Annotated in this window: 8 protein-coding genes; 5 read left to right on the forward strand and 3 right to left on the reverse strand. The window is 66.2% G+C overall.

Going from position 1 to position 11,914, the window contains the following annotated elements; all coding sequences use genetic code 11:
* Positions 1–10 precede the first annotated feature (10 nt).
* Together folP and glmM are read left to right on the forward strand one after the other, a co-directional pair.
* Positions 11–847 (forward strand): dihydropteroate synthase, encoded by an 837-nt coding sequence (gene folP / locus ACFPFG_RS28095; protein ID WP_380109216.1) that lies wholly within the window; start codon positions 11–13, stop codon positions 845–847.
* A gap of 16 nt (positions 848–863) precedes the next feature.
* Entirely contained in the window at positions 864–2,207 is a 1,344-nt protein-coding gene (gene glmM, locus ACFPFG_RS28100; protein ID WP_183021540.1) for a phosphoglucosamine mutase, read from the forward strand.
* Positions 2,208–2,315: 108 nt separating this feature from the next.
* Here glmM and ACFPFG_RS28105 read toward each other — a convergent pair whose 3' ends face one another.
* Together ACFPFG_RS28105 and ACFPFG_RS28110 are read right to left on the reverse strand one after the other, a co-directional pair.
* The gene (locus tag ACFPFG_RS28105) at positions 2,316–4,169 is read right to left on the reverse strand and encodes an EAL domain-containing protein (RefSeq protein ID WP_183021539.1); all 1,854 of its coding nucleotides are present in this window, start codon (positions 4,167–4,169) and stop codon (positions 2,316–2,318) included.
* Positions 4,170–4,278: 109 nt separating this feature from the next.
* Positions 4,279–5,259, reverse strand: a complete 981-nt coding sequence (locus tag ACFPFG_RS28110) for a Ppx/GppA family phosphatase (RefSeq protein ID WP_183021538.1) — start codon at positions 5,257–5,259, stop codon at positions 4,279–4,281.
* A 213-nt stretch (positions 5,260–5,472) separates the two neighbouring features.
* Here ACFPFG_RS28110 and ppk1 point away from each other — a divergent pair, with 213 nt between their 5' ends.
* Positions 5,473–7,923, forward strand: a complete 2,451-nt coding sequence (ppk1, locus tag ACFPFG_RS28115) for a polyphosphate kinase 1 (RefSeq protein WP_380109219.1) — start codon at positions 5,473–5,475, stop codon at positions 7,921–7,923.
* A gap of 103 nt (positions 7,924–8,026) precedes the next feature.
* Here the strand turns inward: ppk1 and ACFPFG_RS28120 are convergent, their stop codons facing one another.
* Positions 8,027–9,511, reverse strand: coding sequence for a Ppx/GppA phosphatase family protein (locus ACFPFG_RS28120; protein ID WP_380109221.1), 1,485 nt, complete (start codon positions 9,509–9,511; stop codon positions 8,027–8,029).
* A gap of 245 nt (positions 9,512–9,756) precedes the next feature.
* Between ACFPFG_RS28120 and pstS the strand changes: the two genes are divergently transcribed.
* Both pstS and pstC read left to right on the forward strand, forming a co-directional pair.
* On the forward strand, positions 9,757–10,797 hold the full coding sequence (pstS, locus tag ACFPFG_RS28125) for a phosphate ABC transporter substrate-binding protein PstS (protein ID WP_183021535.1): 1,041 nt from the start codon (positions 9,757–9,759) through the stop codon (positions 10,795–10,797).
* Positions 10,798–10,968: 171 nt separating this feature from the next.
* On the forward strand, positions 10,969–11,907 hold the full coding sequence (pstC, locus tag ACFPFG_RS28130) for a phosphate ABC transporter permease subunit PstC (protein WP_016447461.1): 939 nt from the start codon (positions 10,969–10,971) through the stop codon (positions 11,905–11,907).
* Positions 11,908–11,914 lie beyond the last annotated feature (7 nt).

Consider the following 11,914-nt stretch of genomic DNA (forward strand, 5'->3'; position numbering starts at 1 on the left):
AGGAAATCCCATGCCGCATCAATGGCAGACTTCGCGCTTCGTTCTAGACCTTCAGCGTCCACTGGTCATGGGCATCGTCAATGTGACGCCCGACTCGTTTTCCGACGGCGGGCGGCACAACACGGTGGAGCAGGCCTTGCGGCATGCAGAGCAGTTGGTCAGCGAAGGTGCGCACATCCTCGATATCGGCGGCGAGTCCACCAGGCCCGGCTCACCGGCCGTGCCGCTGGATGAGGAGTTGCGGCGCGTGCTGCCCGTGGTGCAGGGCGCGGTGCAACTGGGCGTGCCTGTCTCCGTCGATACCTACAAGCCCGAGGTCATGCAGGCTGTGCTCGATCAGGGGGCCGACATCGTCAACGACATCTGGGCGCTGCGCCAGCCGGGCGCGCAGCAGGTGGTGGCCGCCCACCCGAGCTGCGGCATCTGCCTCATGCACATGCATGGCACGCCGCAGGACATGCAGACCACTCCCATGCAAGGAGATGCCGTACCTGCCGTGCGCGCGTTCCTGCAGGCGCACACCGATGCCCTGCTGGCCCGGGGCGTGGCACGGGAGCGCATCGTCTGGGACTATGGCATCGGCTTCGGCAAAAGCGTGGCACAGAATTTTTCCCTGCTTGCACGCCAGCACGAATTGCTGGGCCTAGACTTCCCGCTGCTGGCCGGCTGGTCACGCAAGGGCTCGCTCGGGCAGGTCAGTGGCCTTGCGCAAGGCCGGCGCATGGTGCCCAGCGTGGCTGCGGCACTGCTGGCGGTGGAGCGTGGCGCGCGCGTGGTGCGCGTGCACGACGTGGCCGATACGGTGGCGGCATTGACGGTCTGGCAGACCATGCACGACAACAACTGAACAACAAAGGAGCACTATGGCACGCACATATTTTGGTACCGACGGAATTCGCGGCCTGGTCGGCCGCTCGCCCATCACCCCCGACTTCGCGCTGCGTCTGGCGCATGCCGTGGGCCGTGTGCTGCGGCGCAAGGAAGCCCGTCCGATGGTGCTGATCGGCAAGGACACGCGGATCTCGGGCTACATGCTGGAGAGCGCGCTGGAGTCCGGGTTCAACTCTGCCGGCGTGGACGTGATGCTGCTGGGGCCCCTGCCCACGCCGGGCGTGGCCTATCTGACGCGCGCCCAGCGCGCCAGCCTGGGCGTGGTCATCAGTGCCAGCCACAACCCTTATTACGACAACGGCATCAAGTTCTTCAGCGCCCAGGGCACCAAGCTGCCCGATGCCTGGGAGGAAGAGGTCGAGCAGGCCCTGGCCGAGGAGCCTGTCTGGGCCGACTCCGCTGCGCTGGGCAAGGCACGGCGCCTGGAGGACGCGGCGGGCCGCTACATCGAGTTCTGCAAGAGCACTTTCGACCATGCGCTCACGCTCAAGGGCGTGAAGATCGTCGTCGATGCGGCTCATGGTGCGGCCTATCAGATTGCGCCCAAGGTCTTCCATGAGCTGGGTGCCGATGTGGTTGCCATAGGCGTCGCACCCGACGGACTGAACATCAACGAAGGCGTGGGTGCCACCCATCCCGAGGCGCTGGTTCTGGCCGTGCGTGCCAACAAGGCCGACTTCGGTGTGGCGCTGGACGGCGACGCCGACCGCCTGCTGCTGGTCGATGCGGCCGGGCGGCTCTACAACGGCGACGAACTGCTGTATCTGCTGGCAGCCGACCGGCTGGCGCGCGGCGAGGCCGTGCCGGGCGCCGTGGGCACGCTGATGACCAATATGGCCGTGGAGGTGGCGCTGAAGTCCCAGGGCGTGGGCTTTGTGCGTGCCAAGGTGGGCGACCGCTATGTGCTGGAAGAGCTGCACCGCCAGGGCTGGACCCTGGGTGGTGAGGGCTCGGGCCATTTGCTGGCGCTGGACAAGCACACCACGGGCGACGGCCTGGTCAGCGCATTGCAGGTGCTGCAGGCCTGCGTGCGCTCGGGCAAGAGCCTGTCGCAGTGGCTGTCGTCCGTGCAACTGTTTCCCCAGGTGCTGCTCAACGTGCGGCTGCAGCCGGGCCAGGACTGGAAGCGCAACACCCAATTGGAAGAGGCCACCGAGGCTGTCAAGGCCGAACTGGGAGATACGGGGCGCGTGCTCATCCGCGCCAGCGGTACCGAGCCTTTGCTGCGCGTGATGGTGGAGGCGCGCGATGGCGATCAGGCCAGCCGCTGTGCCGAGCGCCTGGCCAGCGTGGCCAAGAATTCGCCGGTTGCCTGAGCGGTTGCGCGCTCCTGCGCATGGAAGGCCGAGGCTTCATGCCCCGGCTTTTTTTCGTCTGGATTGCGGTGCGCGAGGTGATGCGATGCGCGCGGTGATGCGACCCGGTCAGCCCTGGCTGCGCAAGAAGGACTCCAGCGCCTCTGGTGCCAGTGGGCGGCTGAAATGGTAGCCCTGGGCCTCATCGCAGCCCTGCTCGCGCAGGAACTCCAGCTGTGCCTCTGTCTCCACGCCCTCGGCCGTGGTCTGCATGCCCAGGGCCTGGGCCATGCGGATGATGGCGCTGACAATGGCGCGGTCGTTGCTGTCGTGGTCCAGATCCTGGATGAAGGACTGGTCGATCTTGAGCTTGTAGATCTGAAAGCGCTTGAGCTGGCTCAGGGATGAATAGCCGGTGCCGAAGTCGTCCATGGCCAGGCGTACGCCGTGCTCGCGCAGCCGGTCCATGGTGGCTGTCGCCTGGCGCGGATCATGGATGGCCACGCCCTCGGTCAGCTCCAGCTCCAGAGAATCGGCCGGCAGGTCGCTGTCGAGCAGGATGCGGTTGATGATCTCGGGCAGTTGCTGCTGATGGAACTGGATGGCCGAAAGATTCACTGCCACCTTCAGGTCGCACAGGCCCGCATTGCGCCAGGCCTGCAATTGCTGCATGGCGCTGCGCAGCACCCATTCGCCTATCTGCAGGATCTGGCCGCTGTCCTCGGCCACGGGAATGAACTCGGCCGGTGAGACCGAGCCCAGTTCCGGGTGCTCCCAGCGCAGCAGCGCCTCCACGCTGCGCACGCGGCCCGTGCTCAGCGTGATCTGCGGCTGATAGTGCAGATACAGCTGATTGCGCTCCAGCGCCCGGCGCAGCGCGTTCTCCAGCTGCAGGGCGCGCAGGGACTGGGCCTGCATCTGCGGCGTGAAGAAGCGGTAGGTGTTGCGGCCGGCCTGCTTGGCGTGGTACATGGCCGCATCGGCTGCCTGGGTGAGCGAGTCGATGTCGTGGCCGTCGCGCGGGTACAGCGCAATGCCCATGGACGGTGCGATGGTCAGTTCATGGCGGTCGATCTGGTAGGCCTGGCGCGACGCCTCCTGCAGCTTGCCGGCCACGCGGGCCGCGCCCTGGGCATTGGCGCCTGGCAGCAGCAGCACGAATTCGTCGCCGCCGATGCGCGCCACCGTATCGCGGTCGCGCACGACGGCACGCAGGCGGCGGGCAATCTCCACCAGCAGGGCATCGCCCACGCGGTGGCCCAGCGAATCATTGACATGCTTGAAGTGGTCCAGGTCCAGGAACATCACGGCCAGCGGCGTGTCGTTGGCCTTGGCCAGCTCGATGGCGCGGGCACTGCGTTCGGCCAGCAGCGTGCGGTTGGGCAGGCCGGTGAGCGCGTCGTAGTGCGCCATCCAGTAGATGCGTTCCTGGTCCAGCTTGCGGTCGGCGATCTCCCGGTGCAGGTTCTCCACCGTGGCGCTGAGTTCGCGTGTGCGGTCGCGTACCTGCTGCTCCAGCAGCTCGTGGGCCTGGCTCAGGGCCTGCTGGGCACGCAGGCGGTCGTCGATATCGCTCACGATCCAGATCGATCCCTCGCGCGCATCGCCCGGATTGATGAGCCGCCCCGTGAGCTCTCCCCAGAACAGGCTGCCGTCCTTGCGGCGCAGGCGGCGCTGCGTGCGAAAGGACAGGCCGGCACTCAGCGTGCGGTAGGCCTCGCGTCCCAGGCTGCGCAGCTCATCGCGGCTGGGATGCAGGTGTTCGCTGTTGATGCCCACCAGCGCATGCTCGCCCGCGTAGCCGAAGATGTCTGCGTAGCACTGGTTGCAGCGGACGATGACGCGTTGGCGAATGAAGACGATGCCGACGCCGGCATTGTCGAGCAGGGCCTGCTGTTCGCGCAGGCTGCGTTGAAGGGACGCCGCCATCATCGAAGACGGACGTTCGAGTACAGGGTCGTACGCAATCGTCGGCGCGGACATGGCGAAGCGGTGGGGCGGTGATGGAGGGAGGTTGGGAGGCTTACAAAGTGTAGCACTTGTGCGAAAAACACTCTATCGGCCTTACCTGACGCAAGCAGGGCCTGGGCAGTCATGGGCCGGGTGAATCCGGCCTGCGCCTGTGTTTTCCGGAGGCTTCGGCATCCAGCCTATCGGCCAGCTCATACAGCACGCCATGTCGCAGGGCGCCATGCGTCACGCGCATGCGCTCGATGCCCAGGCTGGAGAAGATCGCCCGCATCACGCTCATGCCGCCGCCGATCATGGGGCGCAGCTCTTCCTTGAGCCCGTCCATGTTCACGCGGCTGACATGCCCTGCACGCAGCAACTGCGCCTGCAGCCAGTCCAGTCCCTGCCGCGTGATCCAGCCGGCCGTGCCATCGGGCGCATGGGCCAGCACCTTGACGATGGCACCGGCCGTGCCCGAGGACCCATAGGCATGGCTCCACTGCCCGGCGGCAAACCGCGCGGCTTCGGGCGCAATGACGTCGGCCACCGCTGCTTCGGCCTGGGACAGTGCCTGGGCCGACAACTCTCCATCGGGAAAGTGGCGCAATGCCCAGGTCACGCTGCCGAAGGCGAAGGAGCGTGCCTGCAGCACCTGCCGCTGCTGACCAAGGCACAGCTCGGTCGATCGGCCGCCGATATCCACCACCAGCCGCCGCTGGGGACCGGGCGGCAGCAACTGGGCGACGCCGCGATAGATCAGGCGTGCTTCTTCCTCGCCGTCGATGACTTCGATGGCGCAGCCCAGGATGCGCTGGCCCTCGTCCAGGAAGACCTGGCGATTCGATGCCTCTCTCAGCGTCTGCGTGGCCACGGCACGAACGCGATGGCGGGGCAGGTCGCCCAGCACCTGCGCATAGCGCTCCAGGCAGGCCCAGCCACGCTGCATGGCCTCCAGGCTCAGGGCGCCCTGTGCGTCCAGGGCGCTGCCCAGTCGTATGGCTTCCTTGCGGTGGCTGAACAGCTGTACCTTTGCGCCGTCGCTGCGGGCCATGGCCAGCAGGCAGCTGTTGGAGCCAATGTCGATGGCAGCCAGGCGGCTTTCGGGGGGATTGGAAGAGGGCATGCGCGAAAGGTGGACGACGCGACACGGCTGCGGCAGGTGTGCAGCAGCCAACGCCATCCAGGGGATGGCAGCGAGCTTAGCACCCTGGCGATACAGCGCGGCCCTCGTGGCTGCGTGACCTGGTCATGACCTTTGCATGACAGCGCCAGCGCAGCCATCCCATGCTGCAAGTCGCTTGTATGACAGGTGTCATGCATGGACGGGATTTGTGTCATGAACGTGTCACAAACCCGGGGCAGACTGCCCGAATCCCCGGTCCACGGGGTGATTAACGGGTCCGGCAAAGGCCGGGCCCCCGCCTCCATGCCCCAGACATTCACGCCGATTCCCGCCAGCGCCTCTGCCGCGCCTGCCGAACCAGAACATGAACAGGGGCTGCGCACCATGCCGGCCGGGCCCGCCTCGCTGGGCATGGCCCGCGAGACAGCGCCCATACCCGTCTCTGCACCCTTGAATGTCCCGATGATGCCCCTGGCCGAAAGCCTTTCCACCGCCCTGCTGCAATTGCGGGGCCAGGCGACGCCAGCGTCTGCCCCGGTCTCTGCTGCGGGGCTGGCCGCCGCGGCATACACTGGCCCGTACGCCACAGCCGAAAGCGGTGAAGTGCAGCAACAGCAACAGCAACAACAGTTTCTGGACCGCGACCATTGCATCCTGGCGTTCAACGAGCGCGTGCTGGACTGGGCTGTGCGCGAGGATGTGCCGCTGCTGGAGCGGCTGCGCTACCTGTGCATCGTCTCGTCCAATCTCGACGAGTGGTTCGAGGTGCGCTGCGCCCCCCATGTGACGGCGGCCAAGGCCGGCGACACCAAGGGCCTGTATACGCTGCAGAGCTTTCGCTCGCTGATGGACAAGGCGCATGAGCTGGTATTGCGCCAGTACACGCTGTACAACCAGTCGCTGATTCCTGCTTTTGCGGGGCAGGGCATACGCGTGGTCTCCCATGGCGAGCGCAGCAGCGCCCAGCGCAAATGGGTGCGCGAGTATTTTCTGCGTGAAGTCCAGCCCCTGCTCATGCCCGTGGGCCTGGACCCATCCCATCCATTTCCCCAGGTGGCCAACAAGGCGCTGAATTTCATCGTGCGCCTCAAGGGTGTCGATGCCTTTGGTCGCGCCAACGAGGTGGCGATCGTCAAGGTCCCGCGCGCCTTGCCGCGCCTGGTGCGCCTGCCGGAGAAGATCGCGGGCAAGCAGCGCCTGTTCGTGAGCATCTCCAGCATCGTGCGTGCCCATCTGGTCGAGCTGTTCCCGGGGCGTGAGGTGGCGGAGTTCGCGCAATTCCGTGTCACCCGCCATTCGGACCTGGCGGTGGACGAGGACGACGTCAGCGACCTGCGCATGGCGTTGCGCCAGGGGCTGCACCACCGCCACTACGGCCAGGCCGTGCGGCTGGAGGTGTCCTTTGCCTGCTCGCCCATGTTGTCCGACCTGCTGCTGGGCCAGTTCGGCCTGCCGACCGAGGCACTTTTCCGCGTCAAGGGGCCCGTGAACCTGGTGCGCCAGTCGCAGCTGGTCGATCTGGTCGATGACCCCGCGCTGCTGTTCCCGCCGTGGCGGCCGGCATGGCCGCGCCAGCTGCAGCCGGGCCGCTCGGTGATGGCCCAGATCCGCAAGCGTGACGTGCTGATCCACCAGCCTTTCGAGAGCTTCGACGGCGTGCTGGAGCTGCTGCGCGAGGCCGTCAACGACCCCGAGGTGCTGGCCATCAAGCAGACCATCTACCGCACCGGGTCCGACTCCGAAATCATGCAGTTGCTGGCCGAGGCGGTGCGCCGCGGCAAGGAGGTGCTGGCTGTGCTGGAGCTCAAGGCCCGCTTTGACGAAGAGGCCAACATCAACTCCGCCGAGAAGCTGGAGGCGCTGGGCGCCCAGGTGGTGTACGGCGTGCTGGGCCTGAAGACGCACGCCAAGATGCTGCTGATCACGCGGCGCGAAAAGCGCAGCGGACAGCTCAAGCGCTACGGCCACCTGTCCACCGGCAACTACAACGTGCGCACGGCGCGCCTGTACACGGACATCAGCCAGTTGACCTGTGATGCGCAGATCACGGCGGACATGGATGCCGTGTTCAGCCACCTGTCCAGCCACAACCGTTTGCCCAAGCTGCGCCAGCTGGTGATTGCACCGTTCCAGCTGCACGATCGCATGCTGGCGTTGATCGCCCAGGTGGGCGAGGCGGCGCAGCGCGGCGAAGAGGCGCGCATCGTGCTCAAGATGAATGCGCTGACGGACGAGCTGCTCATGCAGGCCCTGGTGCGTGCCGGCCAGCAGGGCGCGCGCATCGATCTCATCGTGCGCAGCGCCTGCATGCTGCCGCCGCAGCGCAAGGGCTGGACGGACAACATCCGCGTGCGCTCCATCATCGGCCGTTTCCTGGAGCACTCGCGCGTCTTCTACTTTGCCTGGGGCAAGCAGCAGGAACTGCTGCTGTCCAGCGCCGACTGGATGAACCGCAACATGATGCGCCGGGTGGAGCTGGCCTGGCCCGTGCGCGACCCCGTGCTGCGCCAGCAGGTGATAGATGAATGTCTGGTCGCCAGCCTGTACGACAACCGCGATGCCTGGACCCTGGAGGCCAATGGTGCCTACCAGCGTGCACCCTATCCGACCACGGGCCTGGGTGCGCAGCGCGCCCTGATGGAGCGCTACGGGCCCCAGGTCTGAACTGCGTCACTGCTGCCCCTGCGCCAGCCAGGCGCAAGCAAAAGGCCCTGCCAGCAGATTCGCTGGCGGGGCCTTTTGCCTTGCCGCCGAAGAGGGGGCGTGCTCAGTGCAGATGCAGTTGCAAGGTCCAGGGCGTCTTTTGCCAGGCCACGGCCTCGGTGCGCAGCAACTGTGCGGACTGGGGGTAGCTTCTGGCCCAGCCTTCCGGCGCGGTCAGGTGAAAGACGCTGTCCGAGCGGTGCAGGCGCATGCCCTGCAGATCGGGGTCACGCCGGGCATGGCACAGCTGCACGGCCAGCCGCAGTGCCAGCAAGGGCCAGGCCACGGCCTGGTCCTCGATGGCTGCGTCGAGCTTGCGCAGCTTGCCCTGGTGGCCGAGCACGAGCTGGGTGATGCGCGCGCGCAGCTCCACAGGCCATGTCGCGGCACCGCAGTGCTCGGTGATGTAGGCGCCGTGCCGGTGGTAGGCGCTCAGGGAGATGCGCATGCCGATCTCGTGCAGGCTGGCGGCCGTGTCCAGTGCATGCGTGGACAGGACATCGGACGGCTGTTGTGCCTGCAGCGATTGCCAGGCCCAGCGTGCCACCTTGCGCACGCGCAGCGCATGCGGGGCGTCAATGCCGAAGTCCTGCTGCAGCGCGGCAATTTCGGCTGCCTCGCGGTCGGCGGGGGGCTCGTGCTCCAGCAGGTCGTGCAAAACGCCCTGGCGCAGCGCGCCCTGGGCGACTTCCAGTTCGGTGATGCCCAGCAGGCCCAGGGCCGCAATCAGGATGCTCAGGCCTCCGGCGATGACGGCGCGGCGGTCTTCCTTGAGTCCGGCCAGCCGGATGCGGTCCACATGGCCGGCTTCCATCAACTGCTCATGCAGCCAGCGCAGGCTGTCGGGCGTGATCAGCCCGCCGGAGTACCCGTTGGCAGCCAGGATGTCGCCTACGGCGTTGGCCGTGCCCGACGAGGCATAGGCGCAGTCCCATGCAGTGGCCGGGTAGGCCGAGACGGTCTGGGTGAGGGCCGCCTGTGCGGCCTTGATGGCGGCCGAGAAATGTGCGCGCGACAGCGTGCCTTCGCCAAAGAACTGCGTGCTCCAGGCGACGCTGCCTATGGGGTAGGAGGCCACCTGGCGCGCCTCGCCGTGCTGGCCGATGATGACTTCGGTCGAGCGGCCGCCGATGTCCACCACCAGGCGCCGCTGCTGCGAGGGCGGCAACAGGCTGGAGACGCCGCGATAGATCAGCCTGGCTTCTTCCTCGCCCGAGATGACCTCGATGGGAAAGCCCAGCAGGGCGCTGCCGCGTGCGATGAAGACATCGCGGTTGCGGGCCTCCCGCAGGGTTTGCGTGGCCACGGCACGGACCTGGTCGGCAGGAAAGCCGGCCAGGCGCTCGCCAAAGCGCGCCAGGCAGTCCCAGCCGCGTTGCATGGCCTCGTCGGTCAGCTCATGGTGCTCGTTGAGCCCATTGCCCTGGCGTACGGTCTCCTTGAGATATTCCACGCGCTCTATGCGCTGGTGGCTGCCGACGCGGCCTATTTCTAGGCGAAAGCTGTTGGATCCGAGGTCAACGGCGGCGAGCAGGGATTCTGGTGCCATGGGAGAAACGCCAATCAAGATTCGTCGAGCAGGAATGCGCAGCGGTGCCGGGTGGCAGGGCTGCGCTTGTCTGGTGCCAGCTCGTGCGAGGCACAAGACTAAGACGGAATTGTGACACCGCGATGACCTCGGTCTTACAGGGCATGGCCCGGTATTTGTGACGCCTTTTCTTCATGTCATATCAATGTCACAAAGCCTTCTTACAGTCCAGCCATCGCATCTTTCAACCCCTAAGAGGTCTGTACATGAAGTTGTCTGTGATTCACATTCTGGTGGCTGGTGCTCTGTCTGCGGGCGGCATGGGGCAGGCCCTGGCCCAGCAGGAAGCCACCGGCGCCGGCGCCAGCTTCCCTGCGCCGCTGTACTCGAAGTGGGCCGCCGATTACCACAAGGCCACCGGCGTGAAGATCAACTACCAGTCCGTGGGCTCCAGCGCAGGCATCAAGCAGATCGAAGCCAAGACCGTGGACTTCGGTGCCTCGGACGAGCCGCTCAAGGACGACGAACTGGCCAAGAAGGGCCTGGTGCAATTCCCCACCGTGATCGGCGGCATCGTGCCCGTGGTCAACATCAAGGGCATCCAGCCCGGCCAGCTCAAGCTGACCGGCCAGGTGCTGGGCGACATCTACCTGGGCAAGATCACCAAGTGGAGCGACGAGGCCATCAAGGCCCTGAACCCCGGCGTGGCCCTGCCTGACGCCACCATCGCTCCCGTGCGCCGTGCTGACGGCTCGGGCACCACCTTCGGCTTCACGAACTACCTGTCCAAGGTCAATGCCGAGTGGAAGGAAAAGGTTGGCGAAGGCAAGGCCGTGAACTGGCCCACGGGTGCCGGTGGCAAGGGCAATGAAGGCGTGGCCGCCTTCGTGGGCCGCCTGCCCAACTCCATCGGCTACGTCGAGTACGCCTATGTCAAGCAAAACAAGCTGACTTACACGCAGCTGCAGACCGCTGGCGGCGCCTTCGTGTCGCCCGACGACGCCACCTTCAAGGCCGCTGCCGCCGGTGCCGACTGGGCCAAGAGCTTCTACCAGATCCTGACCAACCAGCCCGGCAAGGATGCATGGCCCATCACCTCGGCCACGTTCATCATCATGCACAAGGCCCAGGACAAGCCCGCACAGGCCGCTGCCTCGCTGAAGTTCTTCGAGTGGGCCTACAAGTCCGGCGACAAGACCGCCGCCGACCTGGACTACGTGCCCATGCCTGACGCCGTCAAGAACGTGATCTTCCAATCCTGGGGTCAAGTCAAGGACACCTCGGGCACCGCGATCTCCCTGAAGTAAACCCTGAAAAGGGGCCTTGGCGCACCGCCGGCAGGTGCATCATGGCCCCCCTGATCTCCCCACAAACCGCGAATAAAGGCGCCTCACGTGTCCACAACGTCGCCCTCGAACTCGCTGGCCGCCTCTGCACAGGCTTCCCAGCGACGCACCCCTTCTCCGCTACGCCCCCCGATGCTCTCGGGGCGCGTGGCGGATCGCTTGTTTGGCGCTCTCGCGCGTCTGGCCGCGCTGCTGACGCTGGGCCTGCTGCTGGCCATCCTGGCCTCGCTGCTGGTCGGTGCCTGGCCCGCCATCTATGAATACGGCCTGAGTTTCCTGGGCCGCAGTGTCTGGGACCCCGTTCGCAACGAATTCGGCGGCCTGGTCATGATTTACGGCACGCTGGCCACTTCGGCCATCGCGTTGCTGATTGCGGTGCCCGTGAGCTTTGGCATCGCCCTGTTCCTCACCGAGCTGTCGCCGGCCTGGCTCAAGCGCCCGCTGGGCACCGCCGTCGAGCTGCTGGCCGCCGTGCCTTCCATCGTCTACGGCATGTGGGGGCTGATGGTCTTCGGTCCCGTGCTCTCCACCTATGTGCAGCAGCCGCTGCAAAAGCTGTTTCAGGGCGTCCCTTATCTGGAAGCCTTCGTGTCCGGCCCTCCCGTGGGCATCGGCATCCTGTCGGCCGGCATCATCCTGGCCATCATGATCATCCCCTTCATCGCCTCGGTGATGCGCGACGTGTTCGAGGTCACGCCGGCCCTGCTCAAGGAGTCGGCCTACGGCCTGGGCTCCACGACCTGGGAAGTGGTCTGGAAGGTCGTGCTGCCCTACACCAAGACCGGCGTGCTCGGTGGCGTGATGCTGGGTCTGGGCCGTGCGCTGGGCGAGACCATGGCCGTCACCTTCGTGATCGGCAACATGAACCAGCTCAACTCGCTGTCGGTCTTCGAGGCTGCCAACAGCATCACCTCGGCGCTGGCCAACGAGTTTGCCGAAGCGGGCGAAGGCCTGCACCAGGCTTCGCTGATCTATCTGGGCCTGGTGCTGTTCTTCATCACCTTCGTGGTGCTGGCCTGCTCCAAGGTGCTGCTCAACCGTCTGCAGAAGAATGAAGGAGCCCGCTCGTGAGCAGCAC

It is taken from the genome of Delftia deserti (assembly GCF_042653485.1).
Lineage (GTDB): Bacteria > Pseudomonadota > Gammaproteobacteria > Burkholderiales > Burkholderiaceae_C > Comamonas > Comamonas acidovorans.